The 18156-nt window shown below is 59.7% G+C and carries 18 protein-coding genes; 2 read left to right on the plus strand and 16 right to left on the minus strand.

Annotation, left to right across the window (positions count from 1 at the left end):
• Positions 1–7: 7 nt before the first annotated feature.
• From PHQ58_RS10085 to PHQ58_RS10110, 6 genes are all read right to left on the minus strand, one after another.
• On the minus strand, positions 8–445 hold the full coding sequence (locus tag PHQ58_RS10085) for a hypothetical protein (RefSeq protein ID WP_300110675.1): 438 nt from the start codon (positions 443–445) through the stop codon (positions 8–10).
• Between the two features lie 122 nt (positions 446–567).
• Positions 568–1122, minus strand: a complete 555-nt coding sequence (locus tag PHQ58_RS10090; protein ID WP_300110678.1) for a polymer-forming cytoskeletal protein — start codon at positions 1120–1122, stop codon at positions 568–570.
• A gap of 373 nt (positions 1123–1495) precedes the next feature.
• Positions 1496–1891 (minus strand): hypothetical protein, encoded by a 396-nt coding sequence (locus PHQ58_RS10095; RefSeq protein WP_300110681.1) that lies wholly within the window; start codon positions 1889–1891, stop codon positions 1496–1498.
• Between the two features lie 177 nt (positions 1892–2068).
• The gene (locus PHQ58_RS10100) at positions 2069–2473 is read right to left on the minus strand and encodes a DsrE family protein (RefSeq protein WP_300110851.1); all 405 of its coding nucleotides are present in this window, start codon (positions 2471–2473) and stop codon (positions 2069–2071) included.
• Positions 2474–2656: 183 nt separating this feature from the next.
• A complete protein-coding gene (locus PHQ58_RS10105; protein ID WP_300110684.1) occupies positions 2657–4336 on the minus strand; it encodes a thiamine pyrophosphate-binding protein in 1680 nt (559 codons plus the stop codon).
• 4 nt (positions 4337–4340) lie between these two features.
• Positions 4341–5873 carry an aldehyde dehydrogenase family protein gene (locus tag PHQ58_RS10110; RefSeq protein ID WP_300110687.1) on the minus strand — a complete coding sequence of 511 codons (1533 nt, stop codon included), beginning with the start codon at positions 5871–5873 and terminating at the stop codon, positions 4341–4343.
• Between the two features lie 208 nt (positions 5874–6081).
• Between PHQ58_RS10110 and PHQ58_RS10115 the strand changes: the two genes are divergently transcribed.
• On the plus strand, positions 6082–6999 hold the full coding sequence (locus tag PHQ58_RS10115; protein WP_300110690.1) for a LysR family transcriptional regulator: 918 nt from the start codon (positions 6082–6084) through the stop codon (positions 6997–6999).
• A 37-nt stretch (positions 7000–7036) separates the two neighbouring features.
• Here the strand turns inward: PHQ58_RS10115 and ubiD are convergent, their stop codons facing one another.
• The 7 genes from ubiD to PHQ58_RS10150 form a co-directional block, all read right to left on the minus strand.
• Complete coding sequence (ubiD, locus tag PHQ58_RS10120) at positions 7037–8521, minus strand: 4-hydroxy-3-polyprenylbenzoate decarboxylase (protein WP_300110692.1); 1485 nt, start codon at positions 8519–8521, stop codon at positions 7037–7039.
• A 39-nt stretch (positions 8522–8560) separates the two neighbouring features.
• On the minus strand, positions 8561–9148 hold the full coding sequence (locus PHQ58_RS10125) for a UbiX family flavin prenyltransferase (protein WP_300110695.1): 588 nt from the start codon (positions 9146–9148) through the stop codon (positions 8561–8563).
• Positions 9149–9238: 90 nt separating this feature from the next.
• Positions 9239–9733, minus strand: a complete 495-nt coding sequence (locus PHQ58_RS10130; protein WP_300110698.1) for an SCP2 sterol-binding domain-containing protein — start codon at positions 9731–9733, stop codon at positions 9239–9241.
• A gap of 60 nt (positions 9734–9793) precedes the next feature.
• Positions 9794–10699: a U32 family peptidase gene (locus tag PHQ58_RS10135; protein WP_300110701.1), complete on the minus strand. Its 906-nt coding sequence runs from the start codon at positions 10697–10699 to the stop codon at positions 9794–9796.
• A 38-nt stretch (positions 10700–10737) separates the two neighbouring features.
• Positions 10738–11754 (minus strand): peptidase U32 family protein, encoded by a 1017-nt coding sequence (locus PHQ58_RS10140; RefSeq protein ID WP_300110704.1) that lies wholly within the window; start codon positions 11752–11754, stop codon positions 10738–10740.
• A 59-nt stretch (positions 11755–11813) separates the two neighbouring features.
• Entirely contained in the window at positions 11814–13472 is a 1659-nt protein-coding gene (locus PHQ58_RS10145; protein WP_300110707.1) for an ATP-binding protein, read from the minus strand.
• On the minus strand, positions 13469–14761 hold the full coding sequence (locus PHQ58_RS10150; RefSeq protein ID WP_300110710.1) for an HD-GYP domain-containing protein: 1293 nt from the start codon (positions 14759–14761) through the stop codon (positions 13469–13471). The genes PHQ58_RS10145 and PHQ58_RS10150 overlap by 4 nt, the downstream gene beginning before the upstream one ends.
• Before the next feature lie 231 nt (positions 14762–14992).
• Between PHQ58_RS10150 and PHQ58_RS10155 the strand changes: the two genes are divergently transcribed.
• Entirely contained in the window at positions 14993–15598 is a 606-nt protein-coding gene (locus PHQ58_RS10155) for an outer membrane beta-barrel protein (RefSeq protein ID WP_300110713.1), read from the plus strand.
• 90 nt (positions 15599–15688) lie between these two features.
• Here the strand turns inward: PHQ58_RS10155 and PHQ58_RS10160 are convergent, their stop codons facing one another.
• The 3 genes from PHQ58_RS10160 to PHQ58_RS10170 all read right to left on the minus strand — a co-directional run bounded on the left by PHQ58_RS10160 (position 15689) and on the right by PHQ58_RS10170 (position 18145).
• The gene (locus tag PHQ58_RS10160; RefSeq protein WP_300110716.1) at positions 15689–16165 is read right to left on the minus strand and encodes a peptidylprolyl isomerase; all 477 of its coding nucleotides are present in this window, start codon (positions 16163–16165) and stop codon (positions 15689–15691) included.
• Between the two features lie 96 nt (positions 16166–16261).
• Positions 16262–16909, minus strand: a complete 648-nt coding sequence (locus tag PHQ58_RS10165) for a DapH/DapD/GlmU-related protein (protein WP_300110719.1) — start codon at positions 16907–16909, stop codon at positions 16262–16264.
• Between the two features lie 93 nt (positions 16910–17002).
• On the minus strand, positions 17003–18145 hold the full coding sequence (locus PHQ58_RS10170) for an alpha-D-ribose 1-methylphosphonate 5-triphosphate diphosphatase (protein ID WP_300110722.1): 1143 nt from the start codon (positions 18143–18145) through the stop codon (positions 17003–17005).
• Positions 18146–18156: the final 11 nt, after the last annotated feature.

Below are 18156 nucleotides of genomic sequence, written 5' to 3' on the forward strand. Positions count from 1 at the left end.
TGACAACTCAGCGGGTGAAGCGTTGGTTCACCCTGTACGACGTGGTGGCACCAGCCACTGGCACTAAGGCGAGCAACTCGCCAGCGCGCAGCATTAGCCCGCCTTGGGTGGTTCCGCCATTCACAGAATCCCGCGCAACGTCCACATTGCCACCCGCGTAGGCGAGCGTGGTCAGGGTCTTGCCGCCTTCGATGTAGAGGGTTCGAACGACACCACTGCCCGTAAACACAAAGGGCGCGACGGAAAGCGTGGACGTAGCGGGGTCGACATTGGCCAGGATCGTGGACCCATCTTGCAAAATGACCGAGACATTGGGCAAGGTCGCCCCATACTGCACGGTCTCCTGTGCCTTGCCAAAGCTGCCGATGGCCACCAAGGCACCGGTGCAATCGGCATTGGCAAAGCGCCAAGGAACTGAAAAGAGGGCAAAAGGTATTTGGTGCAAGGGCGGATATTTTGGGGTCCTTGGGGTCAATGGAATGTGTTCTGAATCATGGTAGTCACAGGCAGGTAACCACCTGTCTGTGCGTCAGCCAACATTGACACCTGTGCACCCAAGGCCCAGCCTCAGGCGGCCATACTCAAAACCGGCTTTTCGGCGCTGCTGGGTCTGGCGCTGTGCGCTGCACCAAACTGGATGTCGCCGGTGAGCTGCCCACCTTCTTCTATTACCACTTTGCCGTAGCGAATTTTGCCGGTGACCTTGCCGGTTGCGTAGATCACCAGTTTCTGGCGCACGGTCAAATTGCCATCAAATTGCCCATGAATCTCGGCAATGTCGATTTCGGCAGAACCCTTGAAGGCACCTTGCTCGGCGATTTCCATGACGCGCGAATCCATGGTGGCCTCCACCAAGCCTTCAACCACCAGTGTGTCGCAATCGGTGATTTCCACCCCTTTGAGCTTGATGTTGGGGCCAACAATGAGCTTGCTGCCGCCAGCTGTGGCTGGTGCGCTGGCGCTGCCAACAACACCCATCGCCGCACTTGTCGGGCTGGGTGTTTGGGGCGCAGGCGTGTTGCTTGTTGCACCATAACCTGTGGTTTGCGGCAAAGGCACCACATGGCGGGCCTCGGTACTGGGTGTTTCGCGTTTGTTGAAAAAGTTGGGGGAAATGGCCATGAGTTCTCCTTGATAAAACGCCAGCTTAAAGGCGATGGCCGGACAAGTCGCCACTGAAAATGCAAGTTCTGTAACAGAATGAATTTCCGCAGCGCCGGTTTACGCTTGCCCGATTTGCCTAAGCGCGGCAATTGCCTACAGCAGACCGACGTGCTGGCGCTGGCCACGCTTTGAGGCCCAAGGCCCAATTCGCCAGGTGTTGCCCGATGGCTGCAGCCCATGACAAGGGCCATGGTAGCGGCGTATTTACGCTACGTATTACATAGCTGCTACCGCATGTAAATAAAGGGCTGCAGGCCAATATTACTTAAAAATTAGCGGCAACTAAAGCCGCACCCTTGTAGTCATGGCACATGGCCAACTGCGGCCAGGTTTACTGCGCCGGCGTCACGATGACGCTTTCCCGTAACAGGCCACCGGCCTGCGTGCCCCGGCTGACATCGCCCTCGCCGAGGATGCGCGCCTCACAGGCCTGACGGTCACTACCAGTGTGATCCTGACAGCGCTGCAGCGCATTTTGTTGGTACTGGCTTGGCGCGTTCACCAGATGGCCCTTTATGGCCTCGGCCAAGGCACTGCCAGCTTCGCGCCGACAGGTGGCGGGCGACTGGTTGGACTGTCCGCTGTTGCACACCGCCATGTCATGGCGGTACCGCGCCAGCGCTGGGTCGGACGGATTGGGCTGGCTAGCCTGCGCACCGGTCAGGCAGGCCAAGGTTGTCGCTACCGCCAGGGCAAGGTGACGAAGAGGTATCAATGTAGGCGTCATAGAGGGCTTTCTGAAAGGTCGGGTGGCTGAAAGCATGGAAAAACCACGCGATGCGCCCTTCAATTCAAGCGCGCCACTCCAGACTAAGCCTCCCAGCGACGGCTGTCGGTGCGCTCACGCACGCAAGCAGCGAAGCGGCACATCAACCCCAAATGCACCGGTCAGGGGTGTGCTATTTCACGGACGCAAGTAAACATAGCCTTCGCGCGCCTGAAGCCGGGCCACTTCAGCCACACCAGAGGGCACGATCTTGGCTTCCATGACCACGCGGTTTGGGTCAATTTTGCGTGACGTCAAGGTGTTGTTGCACACCCGGAATTCCACACCTTGATTGGCCAGATCAGCAATCGCACCTGCAAAGGGTTGGTCCATCTGATTGGTCGCGTTTTGCAACAAAAAGTCAATGCCCAGACCATGCGCCACCACCACGATCTTCGCCTTGGGGTCAGCTGCCAAGTGGTTGCGAATGTTGGCCATGGCACGCGAGGCCTGCGGGATACCTTCGCTCATGTGGTAGACGGTTTTGATGACATCGTCAGCAGCTTGCGCCTGAAAAGACGTGGCCATCAGCAGTGCCAGCATGGCGGCCTTAAGGGTTAACAGAAACTTGAACATGTTTATCTCCTGTGAAGTATTGATATAAATTAAGCAAACACTTAATTGTCGGGTCAGACCAGCAAAACGCTACAGGGATTACCCGTGGTGAACTGGCCCCGTCAGTGTCAAATTAAATGCAAACAGCCCGGTGAAGCAGGAAAGGCGTTATCAGGCCGCAGCCAAAGCCGCTTTACGAATGCCATCCAGCGTGCTGGTCGGCGTGATGGCCTGCGCGTCCAGCAGGCAATGCAGGATGGCTGGTTTGCCGCTGGCCCGGGCGCGTGCCAGCGCCGGGGCAAACTCTGCGGTGGTGGTGACGCGTTCCCCATGCCCGCCAAACACCTGGGCGTAACCACAGAAGTCGGGGTTTTTAAGCTGGGTGGCGCTGACACGTCCCGGGTAATGGCGCTCCTGATGCATGCGGATGGTGCCAAACATGGCGTTGTCCAGCAGCACCACAATGATCGGCAGACCGTATTGCACGGCAGTGGCAAATTCCTGGCCGTGCATCATGAAGTCGCCGTCGCCAGCAAACACCACCACCTCACGTTGCGGCCACAGGCGCTTGGCCCCCACACCAGCGGGCAGGCCGTAACCCATGGAGCCGCTGGTGGGGGCCAACTGGCTGGCGTAAGTGGTGAACGGCCAGAAGCGGTGCACCCAGGTGGCAAAGTTACCGGCACCGTTGCAAAAAATGGTGTCTGCAGGCAACACCTCACGCAGGTGTTGCATCACCTCGCCCATTTGCAGCGGGCCGGGAATGCGGATCGGGGCCGGGTCGCTCCAGCGCAGGTAGTCTTCGCGCGCCGCGAGGGTCTCGGCCGTCCAGGCTACCGGGGCCGTGGGGTGCAACGTGGACACGGCTTGGGCGAAGGCTTGCGGTGTGGCGTGAATCGACTGGGCGGCGCGGTACAGCTTGCCCAACTCATCTGCATCGGCATGCACATGCACCAACGCTTGCTGCGGCGTGGGAATACCCAGCAGTTCGTACCCCTGCGACGGCACCTCGGACAGGCGCCCGCCGACCAGCAACACCAGGTCAGACTGGCGGATGCGCGCCAGCAAACGCGGGTTGGCACCCAGCCCCAGGTCACCCGCATAAGACGTGTGCTTGGCGCTGAACAACATCTGCCGACGAAACGAGCAATACACCGGCAGTGAAAAGGCTTCGGCAAAAGCCGTGAACTGCTGCACCGCCGCCTCTGACCAGCGGCTGCCCCCCAGGATGACGACCGGGCGCTGCGCTTTGGCCAAACGGTCTTGCAGCTCAGCCAGTTGTGCGGCACCGGGATGGGTTTCGGTCACCGCATACGGCAGGGCATCGGCCACACTTGCCGCCTCGGTCAGCATGTCTTCCGACAGGGCAATCACCACCGGGCCGGGTCGCCCTGAGGTGGCCACATGGAAGGCCCGCGACACCAATTCGGGCAGGCGTTTGGCGTCGTCAACCTGCACCACCCACTTGGCCATGGTGCCAAATACCGCGCTGTAATCCAGTTCCTGAAAGGCCTCCCGGCCCAGCGCGCCGCGCGCCACCTGGCCAACAAACAGCAGCAGCGGGGTAGAGTCCTGATGCGCAATGTGCACACCCGCTGTGGCGTTGGTGGCACCGGGGCCACGCGTGACAAAGCAGATGCCGGGTCGCCCGGTGAGCTTGCCTTGGGCTTCGGCCATCATGGCTGCGCCGCCTTCCTGGCGACACACGGAGACCGCAATCGACGCGTCGTGCAGGGCATCCAGCACCGCCAGAAAACTCTCGCCTGGGACACAAAACAACTGCTGCACGCCGTGAACAATGAGTTGGTCAACCAGGATCTGGCCGCCGGTACGAGAAGAAATCGTGGTCAAGGTCTTATTCCCCGATGTCAAAAGACACACCTTGCGCCAGTGGCAGCGCAGTGGAATAGTTGATGGTGTTGGTGGCGCGGCGCATATAGGCCTTCCAACTGTCTGAGCCAGACTCGCGGCCACCGCCGGTTTCTTTTTCACCGCCAAAAGCGCCGCCAATTTCGGCACCGCTGGGGCCGATATTCACGTTGGCAATGCCGCAGTCTGACCCGCTGCTGGCCATGAAGCGCTCGGCTTCGCGCATGTTCAGCGTGAAGATGGACGACGACAGACCTGCGCCCACGGCGTTGTGCCAGTCAATCGCCTGCGCCAGGGATTGGTAACGCACCACGTACAGGATGGGCGCAAAGGTTTCACGCAGCACCGGGCCAGCATGGTCGTGCAACTCGACCAGCGCCGGGCGCACATAAAACGCATCGGCACTGGCAATGCCGTCCACACGTGTGCCGCCGTGCACCGTGGCACCCAGGGCACGACTCTCATCCAGCGCATTTTGCATGCCTTCAAACGCGGCACGGTCAATCAGCGGCCCCACCAGCGTGCCCGGCGTGCGCGGGTCACCCACCTGCACCTTGGCATATACCTTGGCCAGTTGGGGCACCAGCGTGTCGTACACGCTGTCATGCACAAACAAACGACGCAGCGTGGTGCAGCGCTGGCCGGCCGTGCCCATGGCAGCAAAGGCAATGCCGCGCAGGGTCAGGTCCAGATCGGCCGAGGGGGTCACGATGGCGGCGTTGTTGCCCCCCAGCTCCAAAATCGCACGGGCAAAACGGCTCGCCAGACGGGGCGCCACGGCGCGGCCCATGGCGGTCGAACCTGTAGCCGACAGCACCTTCACGTGGGGGTCGTCTACCAGCACCTCACCAATGTCGCGTTGGCCAATCAGCAGTTCCAACAAGCCTTCAGGTGCGTCACCAAAACGCGCCAGCGCACGTTTGGCAATCGCCAGAGTCGCCAAGGCGGTGAGCGGCGTCTTTTCAGACGGTTTCCAGACCACCGAATCGCCACACACCAGCGCCAGCGCCGCGTTCCAGCACCACACCGCCACAGGAAAATTGAAGGCTGAGATCACGCCACACACGCCCAGCGGGTGCCAGGTTTCCATCATGCGGTGCTCGGCACGTTCGGTGGCAATGGTCATGCCGTACAACTGGCGCGACAGGCCCACGGCAAAGTCGCAGATGTCGATCATCTCTTGCACCTCGCCCGCGCCCTCAGATGGCACCTTGCCCGCTTCCAGTGTTACCAACAAACCCAGATCGACCTTGGCCGCGCGCAGCTCTTCGCCTAACAGACGCACCAGCTCACCCCGGCGCGGCGCGGGCACATCACGCCAAACCAGAAAGGCCGCCTGGGCGCGAGCGATGGCCCGCGTGGCTTCTGCCGCCGTGGTTTGCGGCAAATGGGCAATGGTGTCGCCCGTGATGGGCGAGCGCACGGCCAGCGTGCCGCCGGTGTAAGCCGCACGCGGCACACCCAGGCGTTGCAGCAACTGGTCAACTTCGGCGGGGAGGGTGGCATTGGCTTGTGACATGGCAAGGGGTAAAGGTAAAGAGACCTTGAATATCCCCGATTCCCGCACGCTTGTATAGCGAAAAATTGGAAGAACTTCATGTGAAAATGGAATGAACCAGGTCCCACATAGGTTTACCTCTGAAGGCCTCTAACGCTTTTGTCTACTGGGCTACAGACGAATCATTGATCTGTCACTTATTTATATTTCATTCCAAAGGTGCATGACCATGTTTCGCAAAACTTTTCTGCCACCGGTGGCTGACCTGCTGGCTTTTGAAGCTGCCGCGCGTCATACCAGCATGTCGCGTGCGGCCGAAGAGCTGCATTTGACACAAAGCGCGGTATCACGCCAGATCCGCCAACTAGAGGGACAACTCGGCATGGCCCTGTTTCACCGCGTGCGCCAGCGCGTGGTGCTGACCGATGCTGGCCGGGTCTACGCCTCTGACGTGCGCGCGGTGTTGCAGCAGCTTTCAGCCGCCACCCAAAAAACCATGGCCTGGTCTGACGGCGCGGGGCTGTTGAATCTGGCAGTGCTGCCCACGCTGGGGACGCGCTGGCTGATTCCCCGCCTAGGCGATTTTGCGGCACGCTACCCAGACGTGACTGTGAACATGGCCGCACGCAGCGAGCCGTTTGACTTCTCCCTGGTGCCACTGGACGCCGCCATCCACTTTGGCGCGCCACACTGGGCTGGTGCGGTATGTGAATATTTGATGCACGAACAGGTGGTGCCACTGTGCAGCCCCGGCTACCGGGCCCAACACAGCATCACGCAGTTGCAGGACTTGGCAAGGGTCGTACTGCTGCAGCAAACCACCCGCCCTACCCAGTGGGCAGACTGGCTGGAACAGGTTGGCGCTGCTGGCGTGCATGCGTTGCGCGGGCCGCGCTTTGAGCAATTCGCCATGATCGCGCAGGCCGCAGTGTCTGGCCTGGGCGCTGCGCTGCTGCCGCGTTTTTTGGTCGAGACCGAAATTGCCTCGGGCGCGCTGGTCGAGTTGTTCCCCCAGGCATTGACCAGCACCGACGCCTATTACTTGGTCTACCCCGAGTCGCGCGCTCAAGCGCCGCTGGTGCGCGCGTTTCGCGACTGGGTTCTGGGGCAGTGTGGGGGCGGGTTATGCTATGTATTAAATAGCTAATTGCGCTTGTATCAATTGGCTTATAGGATGATTTTTCCTACAACCCCAGGGTCTGCCAAACCTGCTCTACCCGCGCCGTTACCTCAGCGTTCATGGTCAAGGGCTTGCCCCATTCGCGGCTGGTCTCGCCGGGCCATTTGTTCGTGGCGTCGATGCCCATCTTGCTACCCAAGCCACTCACTGGCGAGGCGAAGTCGAGGTAATCAATTGGTGTGTTGTCGGCCAGCAATGTGTCGCGCGTCGGGTCAACGCGGGTGGTGATGGCCCAGATCACATCAGCCCAGTCGCGCACATTCACGTCGTCATCCACCACCACGATGAACTTGGTGTACATGAACTGGCGCAGAAAACTCCAGATGCCAAACATGACACGCCGCGCGTGGCCGGGGTAGGCTTTCTTGATGCTAACCACCGCCATGCGGTAGCTGCAGCCTTCGGCGGGCAAGTAAAAGTCGGTGATCTCGGGGTACTGGCGCTGCAAGAGCGGCACAAACAACTCGTTCAAGGCCAGCGCCAGCATGGCGGGCTCGTCCGGCGGCTTGCCGGTGTAGGTGGAGTGGTAAATGGGCTCGCGCCGCATGGTGATGCGGTCGATAGTGAACACCGGGAACTCTGCGGTCTCGTTGTAGTAGCCGGTGTGGTCGCCAAACGGGCCTTCCAGGGAGTGCTCAAAGCCGCTTTTGTGATTGGCGTCGGGGTAAATGTGGCCTTCCAGCACGATCTCGGCAAAGGCAGGCACGCGCAATTCACTGCCCAGCGCCTTGACCAGTTCGGTGCGGCTGCCGCGCAGCAAGCCGGCAAACTGGTATTCGCTTAAAGAATCCGGCACTGGGGTGACGGCGCCCAGGATGGTGGCCGGGTCGGCACCAAGTGCCACACACACCGGGTAAGGTTGGCCGGGGTTTTGCAGGGCGTGGTCCCTGAAGTCAAGGGCACCGCCACGATGCGGCAGCCAGCGCATGATGACTTTGTTGCGTGTCAGAACTTGCTGGCGGTAAATGCCCAGGTTTTGCCGCGCCTTGTGTGGGCCTTTCGTTATCACCAGACCCCAGGTGATGAGCGGTGCCACGTCGCCCGGCCAGCAGTGCTGAATGGGCAGGCGGGCCAAATCCACGTCGGCACCTTCCCATACGATTTCCTGACACGGCGCGCTGCGCAATTCTTTGGGTGCCATGGCCCACAGTGTTTTGACCAGGCTGCCCAAGCCGATGAATTCTTTGAAGCCTTTGGGAGCCTCTGGCTCCTTGAGTGAGGCCAGCACATGGCCAAACTGGCGCAATTCGCTGACATCATTCACGCCCATGCCCAGGGCCACGCGGCGGGTCGTGCCAAACAGGTTGCCCAGCACAGGGGTGCTGTGGCCGGTGGGGTGCTCAAACAGCAGGGCCGGGCCCCCCGCGCGCAGCACTTTGTCACACAGCGCGGTCATTTCAAGGTGCGGGGACACCTCGGGCTGCACACGCTTGAGCTCGCCCAGATGTTCCAGCTGAGCGATGAATTCACGCAGGTCACGGTAGGCCATCAGCTTGTTTCCAAAAAATTAATTGGGGTCTGACCCCCGTTATGGGAAACCGGTCCAGCGCGGTGCATCTGGTTGCGGCAAGCCCAACAGGTCAATGACGCGGCTCACGGTGTGGTCGATCATTTCGGCGATGGTTTGCGGGCGGTGGTAAAAGCCGGGCACCGGCGGAAAGATGATGCCGCCCATTTCGGTCACGCTGGTCATGTTGCGCAGGTGCGCCAGATTCAAGGGCGTTTCACGCACCATCAAAATCAGCCGGCGTCGTTCCTTGAGCATCACATCTGCGGCGCGGGTGATCAAGTTGTCTGACAGGCCATGCGCCACCGCAGCCAGCGTTCGCATGGAGCAGGGCGCGATGACCATGCCATCACACTGAAATGAGCCGCTGGCAATGTTGGCCCCTACGTCATGAATCGGGTGCAGCACATCGGCCAGGTCTTCAAGGTGGTTCTGCGTCATGTCCAGCTCTTGCTGCAGGTTCAGCCAACCCCCATGCGACACCACCAAATGGGTGCGCACTTGGCCCATGGCACGCAACACCTCCAGTAGCCGAACGCCATACACCGCGCCGCTGGCGCCCGAGATGGTGACGATGATGCGTTTTGGGCGGTTTTCTGATGCTTGCATGAGGCGTGATGATTGAGGGGTCTTGAGTTTTCGTGGGGTCGACTGATACCAACACAGCCGGTACAAATCGGCCCTACAAATACGCTTTTTCTAACGCGGCCGAAGGCCACCCAACAGGGACTTGAAATGTTCACGGGCTTGCGTCAGCACATGGCGCGGGTGCAGCTGCGTCAAGCTGAACACCGGCAGTTCAATGGCATCAATGGTATTTTTCACCAACAGGCCCAGTTCGGTGTCGCCTTCCATGGCCAGGCGGCGGTTGAAGAACAGGGTGTCGGGGTCTTCCTGGCGACGCGCCAGCAGCAAAAAATCATGCGCACTGGCGCTGATGGTAAGGTCGGCCCCGCCCGCGTTTTGGCAGGCGACAAAGCGGGCGTTTTTCCACTCGAAGTCAAACGCCCACTTTGCATCGGTTACACGCAAACGCAGCTTTTTACCGGTGAGCATTTGCGTCACATCGGGTGCCAGTTGTTTGGCAAGGGCGACATTCAAGGCGGTCACAAACAACAGGGAGCCGGGGTAGCCAGGCAGGCGGCCCAGCATGGCCCCCAGCGGGGGCGGAATCACAAACGGTTTGGCGGTCATGTTATGTGTTCTTTCCAGAAGTCATGGATTGGAAATGCATGGTGATCGATCGTGTCATCGCTAGGCAGGAGCAAGGTTTTCTGCCACTTGTTCCAGTCCGGGCCTGCCGTACCAATAGCCATTGCAAGATTTCTCGGGCATCAGGTTGTTCAGTTCAATGTTGGCGGCTACGACATCCAGCTCGCGGTGCAGCACGCCATGAAACAGCTCAATGATGCGCACCGTGTGTCGCGACTGCGGGCTGATGCGCGCCACATCCACGCCCATGGTGTGCATGGCGGCCAACTCCGGCAGCAGGTTGTGCACGCGGGCCGATTGGGTCTGGATGCCGTTGAGCACCAAAAATTCTTCGTCTTCCTGCGTGCGCATCAACAAGCCATCGGGGTGGTTCATGCATTTGAACTGACAATCGTCCTTGGGCAGATTGCAGTGGCGCGCGGTAAAGCAGCGTGCAGAAAACGCCAGCGGCATGCGACCATAGGCAAACACCTCGGTTTGCACGCTGGCAGGGCAACCGGCCAGTAGCAGCGCCAGGTCGTCTCGGCCCATTTCCAGCGGCATCACCCAGCGGTGCACGCCCAACGCGGCCATCCACTGCAGCGTGGGCAGGTTGTAAATGTTCAGGTGCGGGCCGGCCACAAACGGGGCTTTGCCCTCCAGGCAATGCACCGCGCCCACGTCATTGGCCTCCACCATGAATTGACCATTGGCGGCGATTTTGTGTAGCACCGCCACGTCCGCCCCCGATTCGATCAGCACCTGGGTGGACAGCACCACTTCTTTGCCAGCGTCTCGCAGGGCGGTGGCGATGTCCAGCCAGTCGTTCAGCCGCACCTCGTGGCGGCGTGAACACACTGCTTCGCCCAGGTAAACAATGTCCATCGGGCTGGCGGCCACGGCTGCGTAAAAGGCCAGCACCTCGTCGCGCGGCCAGTAGTACAGGATGGGGCCTAAAGCTAATTTCACGGAACTTCCTTTAATCAGTTGGGGACAGCGCAAATCCACTATTTCCAGGGCCGGTGATAGGCACCCAGCGTGTGTTGCTGGCCTTCGGCGACCTTGTCCAGGTCACTGATCCAGGCCGGCTTGGCGGTGTAGCGCTCGGGGTTGTCACGGCAGTTGTCGATGGCAGCGCGCCACACCTTGGTGACCTGCGCCACATACGCCGGGCTGCGCTGGCGACCTTCGATCTTGATGGCGCGCACGCCGATTTTCATCAACTCCGGCAACAGAGACAAAGTGTTGAGGCTGGTGGGCTCTTCAATGGCGTAGTAATTATGGTCATCACCCACGTCAAAGCGGCCTTTGCACAGCGTTGGGTATCCAGCGTTTTCGCCGGGCGCGTAGCGGTCAATCAGCACACCATTCAGACGCGACTCGCGGCCCTGCGGCGTCTCCACCCAGCGCACCGCTTTGGGCGGCGAACACACGCCGTTGGTGTTGGGCGCTTCGCCGGTCACGTAGCTTGAGAGCGCACAGCGGCCTTCCACCATCACGCACAGGCTACCAAAGCCAAACACCTCGATCTCAACGGGCGACTTTTGCAGCACCTGCTCCACCTGAGTCAGTGACAGCACACGCGGCAGCACGGCACGCGCAATGCCAAAGTGCTGGTAATAAAAGTCCAACGCCTCGTAGTTGGTGGCCGAGCCTTGTACCGACAAATGCAGACGCAACTGCGGCTGATGTTTAACGGCGTAAGCCATCATGCCGGGGTCGGCCAGGATGACGGCATCCACCCCACTGTGCGCAGCCCTGTCAACGGCGCGCTGCCACAAGTCAGCCTTGGCCGCCTGCGGGTAGGTGTTGAGCGCAACAAACACCTTGCGGCCGCGGTCATGCGCATAACGAATGCCCGCCTCAATGGCGGCTTCGTCAAAGTTCAGCCCCGCAAAGTTGCGCGCATTGGTGGCGTCACGGAAACCCAGGTAGACACAATCAGCGCCGTTGTCCACAGCCGCTTTGAGCGCTGGCAAACTACCGGCTGGGCAAACCAGTTCAAAAAGAGGTCCATTTTTCATGCGGCGAAGGTATCAGACCTCGCCAGAAACATCGATGATGTAGGTCAACTTTTCCGCCATTAGGCGCTGTGTTTTTTGGGCAAAACCACGGTAAACGTGCTGCCTTTTCCGATCTCACTCGTGACGTCAATTCGGCCGTTGTGCTTTTTCACAATGCCATAGGCCACCGACAAGCCCAGCCCAGTGCCCTGCCCCACCGGCTTGGTGGTAAAAAAAGGCTCAAAAATGCGCGCCAGGTTCTCGGGCTTGATGCCACGGCCGGTATCTTGCACCTGAACCCAAACGGTGCTGTCGTCTTGCCCGGTGCGCAGGGTGATGGTGCCCTGCGTTTCAATCGCATGCGAGGCATTCACCAGCAAATTCATGAACACCTGGTTGACCTGGAATGCAAAGCACTCAATGGGTGCAATACCGGCAAACTCCTTGACCACGGTGGCTTTGTATTTGAGCTCGTTCCAGACCACGCGCAAGGTGCTCTCCAACCCCGTTTCCAGGTTGGCCCACTGGCGTTCTGACTCATCGACATGCGAGAAATTCTTCAAGTCTTGCACGATGCGTGTTACACGCTTGAGCCCGTCCAGGGAATCATCCAGCAGTGACACGATGTCGCCCTGCAAAAAATCAAAATCAGCGGCAGCTTTTAACTGCTTGATCTGCTGCACCACGGTCTGTGGCAGCCCGCCTTCGGCTTGCTCGTAAAACAGCAGGAGTTTCAGCATGTCCATGACATAACGCTGCAACGAACCCAAATTGGAATTGACAAACGCCACCGGGTTATTGATCTCATGCGCCACGCCGGCCGCGAGCTGCCCAATGGACGCCATGCGTTCGGACTGAAGCAACTGGTTTTGCGCCTCTTCCAGCCGCTTGATCAAAATGGCCTGGCTGTGCTTTTCTTGCTGTAGCGTCTCATTGACCGCATGCAGGTCTGCCGTCCGGGCCCGTACCCGCTCCTCCAGCAGGTCACGTGACTCACGCAAAGATTTTTCGGCCAGCGTGCGGTCTGTGATGTCCTGAATACCAAACACACGGCCGATGATTTGTTCGCCCAAATACTGCGGGCGCGACGTCACCTCATACACGCTGCCTTCGCGGTGGTGCAGCAGGTCTTGCGTCTCGCCGCTGTCCACAATGGCGCCAAACCGGGCGCGCAACTGCTCGGACTCAATGACCTGTGCCACCACGAAGTCAAGAATCCGGGCGTCGTCATTCGACGCCAGCAAGGCGTCAGAAATACCCCACATCTTGCCAAACAGGTGGTTCATGCTGGCAATGTGCCCTTGCCAGTCAATCACCAGAATGCCGTTGCCAGTGGACTCCAGGGTGGCACGCAACTGCGACAGGGTGTGCGCCAGTACATCTTCTGTTTTTCGCTCATTTTGCGTCAACACAGACCGCACCAGCAGCATTGGTACGCCATCATGGTCAAGCAGTTTGATGGACTTACTGACCGTCAGCAACTCACCATCGGCGCGCAAATACTGCCCTTCCTGACTCTGGACTTCAAGGTACTCACCCGCCCGCACATCTTCCCAATAAAAGATGTCCTGCAACGCGCTTTCAACGTCGGTGATCGTCATGCCCTGCAGCTTCGCCAGCGGGTAGCCCAGGGTGTTGACCACGGGCGCATTGGCCATCTCGATCTGCAGGGTGGTCGGGTTGACCAACATCAACATCTCGGTACTGTTGTCCAGCATAAGCCTGGCCAGGTCCGTCATGGCTTGCGCCCTTGCGAACCGGTGGTGGTTGAATCAAAGTAATAGCTGATGCGCTTTCTGGGGCTCAAATAGTTGTACACCTCGCGTGGCACTTGGGCCGGGCGAATGGCCTTGGCGATGTTGAACTCAGTCTCGCGCTCCATATCGAGCAGGATGGCCTCATCTTTGGGCACATCGGCGTCGTACACCATGACCACCGGCTTCATGGGCCGCGCCGTGTTGACCGTGGCCACCATCCCAAGCGCGCCGTTGGACAGCTGCACGATGGTGCCCGGCGGGTACACCCCCAGACAACGGATGAACACTTGCAACAACTTGGGGTCAAACTTGCTGCGGTATTTGGCAAACATCAGGGACAGCGCCTCGTGCGGGGTCAGCGCATCGGCAAGGGCTGGTGGGTTGCACAGTTCGTCGTAATAGTTGGCAATGACCACGATACGCGCCAGCAGGTTGATCGACTCGCCTTTGAGCTTGGCCGGATAACCAGTGCCGTCATACAGCTCATGGTGCTCGCGGATGATGGTCAGTGCGGCCGGGGGCAACTGCATTCGTTGGCCAATTTCCACCCCGAACTGACAGTGCATTTCATAAAAATTGCGCTCTGCTTGCGTCAGCGCTTCGGTCTTGAGCAATATTTTGTTTGGAACCTCTTTGCGGCCGATGTCATGCATGATGGCGCCAACTCCCAGCACGCCCACCACATCATGCGGCAGCTTCAGGTCACGTGCCATCATGATCGACAGCATGGTGACGTTGAGCGAATGAAAGTACAGCTCTTCGCCGCCCATCTTGTCGCCCATGACATGAATGGCAAGCTCGGGCGCAATGAGGATGGCGTCAGCAATGTCCTTGACCAGTTTGGTGGCTTGCTGCACGGTCTCCTGGGGCCGGCTGTGCATGTTTTTTTCGATGTCGCGCAGGGTGTTGGCGGTATTGACGAAAGCACTTTCAATGCGCTCGGCGGCTTGCTGGCGAAGCTTCATCTGCGCCATCATGGCGCGTTTGGCCAACATCACTGGCGATGGGTCCGGCATCAAGGAGGCCACCACGTCAGACACCATTGATGATGCCGCTGGTGCGGCGTCTGCAGGAGCCGGGGGGCGCTTGTCGCTCAACTCCGGACTGAAACGCACCGTTTTTAAACCCAGCTTGAGAATGGTCTGGATCTGGTCCTCAGACTTGATTTTGAAATGACTGAACGCAAAGGGGTGCTCGAACCACTTCAGGTCGAGGTAAACATAAAGACCAACGTGGAGCTGGTCAACCGAAAGACTGTGTTCGTTTGGCATGAGAAGTCATGCAGGTACATGAAGGCAAGGTAAACCTCATTATCAGTTAGCGCCACCCCATTTAGGTCGTTCAGTGCAGCGCTGCGGTTTGGTGCGCCAACGAACAGATAAAGCAGCGGCAAACGCCTATCGTTCAAGCAAGAGGTGAGGCAAGCCAAGCTTGGCAATTGCGTCCCCACTTAAACCGCCGGAATGTCCGGTGAGTTAATCAACCAACCAAAGGCTCCAATCATGAAAAAATTCAATCGCACCGCTGCCAGCCTGATCTTTGCTGCAGCGACACTGACCCTGGCCGCTGGCGCACAAGCCCAAAACGGCCCATCCAACAACAAAGCCTCGCTCTACGGCGCAGGCAGCAGCTATCTGGACTTGGGCGTGGGTCAGTCCGATTACGACCTGGGCAACGGCATTGGCGTCTTTGGCTCTGACCAGGGCGACACGTCTTATAGCCTGCGCGGTGGACGCTACTTTAGCGAAAACTGGGGCGTTGAGATGGGTTATACCGATTTTGGTTCGATTGCCCGGGCGGGTGGTCGCACCAAAGTGGACGGCATCAACATCAGCTTGATCGGCAAACTGCCACTCAACACGAGCTTTAATCTGCTTGGAAAAGTCGGCACCACCTACAGCCGCACTGACGTGTCGTCCAATCCTGTATCGGGTGTCACGGCAGGCTCAAACAGTGATTTTGGGCTGTCGTATGGCGTCGGTGTTGAATATGTGTTCACCCCACAGTGGTCAACCGTCCTGCAGTATGAATCGACCGACGTGAAGTTTGCCGGCGACCGCAATGACCGTGTTGGTGTCACCACCGTGAGCGCAAGATACCGGTTCTGATCAAGCGGACAGCAACCTTGCTGGCAGCCCGGCATTCAGCATGGAGGTTGGGACCGAGCACATCGTGATTTAGCAAGGCCCCATCTGCCGTCAGTGGTTGTGCCCGTGCGCCCCATGAACGTGGCCATGGGCCAGTTCTTCGGCCAACGCGGCGCGCACGTCGGTCACATTCAGGCTAAAGCGCAGCACTTTGCCAGCCCAAGGGTGGTTGCCGTCCAGCAGCACGGTGTCGCCCTTGATCTTGACCACGTTGAACACTTGGTCACGGCCGTCGGCGGTGCGCCCCTGCAGTTGTCCGCCCACTTTGACGCCGGCCGGGAAATCTCGGCGCGGCATGGTTTGCGCCAGGTTATCGTCGCGCAGGCCAAAGCCGTCTTCGGGTTGCAACAGCAGCGTGGTCTGAAACCCGGCGCTTTTGCCTTCCAGCGCTTCCTCTATTTTGGGTAGTGTGTTGTTGTAGCCGCCGTGCAGGTAGGCCATGGGCTCCTTGGCTTGCTCCAGCAGCTTGCCTTGAGCGTCCGCTACTTTGTAGCGCAGTGTCACGACGGTGTCTTTTCCGATGTCCATGGGGTGTGTTTGTGAGTGAGTGGATGTAAAGGTCCATTCTCGCGCAGCAAATGGCGCGACCCGTAGCCCGCCGACCCCGCCCCGGACGAGCACACCCTAAGGCGCGTATTTCGCAAGGAAGCTGCGCAGGTCCTTGAACTCTGGCAAGCGCTCGGTCAGGGTGTCGTGGTCCCAGTCCCACCAGGCGGTGGCATCCAGCGCTTCAGAAATCGCTCTGGGAAACCGTTGACGAATCAGTTTGGCCGCCACACCGCCCACGATGGCATACGCCGGCACATCCTTGGTCACCACCGAGTTGCTGCCCACCACCGCGCCGTTGCCAATACGCACGCCCGGCATGATGACGGCGCCGTGGCCGATCCAGGTGTCATGGCCAATCACCACCCTCTGGCGGCTGCGCCATTCAAAAAACGCCGCATCGTCCTGCTCTGCCATGCCGTACATCGTGGGCCGGTAGGTGAAATGGTGCAAGCTGGGGTAATCCATGGGATGAAAACCCGGGTTGATGCGCACCATGGACGCGATGTTGGCGAACTTGCCAATGTCGGTCGACATCAGGTCGCAATAGGGCTGAACGTAGGCGTAATCATCGAGCAGGCAGTTCGCCATGTGCACCTGGTCGCCCACCTGTGTGTAACGGCCAAAACGACTGTCGCGCACGCTGGCACCTGGTGCGATGGTGGGGGCCAGCCCCAGACGGGTCGCGGGCGACAGGTTGTGGGCGGAGATGTGGGTGTAACTCATGGCAAATCCTCTTCAAATTCAGGACGAATTTCTTTGACGAAACGGGAGGCCCACAAAAAGGCGACCCCGTCCCTTCTCTACTTCTCGGCGGATTCAAAAAGCGCGGGTGCCGCCAAACCAGGTCTCAATCACCATGGGCATGCCAGCGCGGTTCATGCGCACACGCAGCAGGTCGGCGCGTAATCCAGGGGAAATTTCGCCGCGGTCTTGCAGGCCAATGGCGCGCGCCGGGTTGCAGGTGACGGTGCGCACCGCCTTGGGCAGGGTCCAACCGTCCAGCGCGCTGAGCATGAAGGTGGCCAACAACAGGCTGCTGGGCACGTAGTCGGATGAAAAAATGTCCAGCAAATCCAATTGCGCCAGTTCTGCTGCCGACACGTTGCCAGAGTGTGAGCCGCCCTTGACCATGTTGGGGCCACCCATGATGATCGCCATGCCGGCGGCCCGCGCGGCCTGCGCTGCCTCAATCGTGGTTGGAAACTCGGACATCACCACGCGTTCTTCAACAGCTTGGGCGATGTCACTGAGCAAGGTGTCGTCGTGGCTGGCCATGGGCAAATTTCGCGCCTGGCATTCCCGCACAATTTCCACCCGGTGCGGCAGCGAGTAGGCCTGTTGGTCGGCCTTGCGCTGGGCGATCATGGCGTCAAACTCGGCTTCGTTGTAGCGGCCATTGCGCTCGGTGTAACGGCGATAACTGGCCATGTCACGCCATTGGCGCTGACCCGGTGTGTGGTCCATCATGCTCACCAGGGTCAGCAGCGTGTCGTCGGCATATTGGTGAAACACCTCCAGCATGTCGGGCGCGGAGAGTTCGCAGCGCAGGTGCAGTAGGTGCGCCACGCGCATCAGGCTCTCGTCACGGCACTGGTGCAGGGCGGCAATCGAGGTGTGCTGGGTCTGGCTACGGGCACCACCTTCATCCAGGTCACCAATCACCACCGAGTCCAGCACGGTGGTGATGCCGGCGGCGGCGCATTGCGCGTCATGCACCAGCATGGCGGAATGGGCGTTCCACAACACGCCGGGTCGGGGCGACAGGTGTTTTTCAAGGTTGTCGGTGTGCACCTTCACCAGGCCGGGCATGAGCCAGTCACCAGCCCAGTCTTCGGCCCCGGTCACCGAGGTGTCGCCGCGGTCCACGCGTTGGATGAGGCCGTCTTCAATCACCACGCTGCCGGTGAATTCTTCGGTGGCGGTGACGATGCGGGCGTTGCGAAAAATGCGTTGCTTCATGAAAGTGTTCC

Source organism: Rhodoferax sp., assembly GCF_028688795.1.
In the GTDB taxonomy this organism is placed as follows: domain Bacteria; phylum Pseudomonadota; class Gammaproteobacteria; order Burkholderiales; family Burkholderiaceae_C; genus Rhodoferax.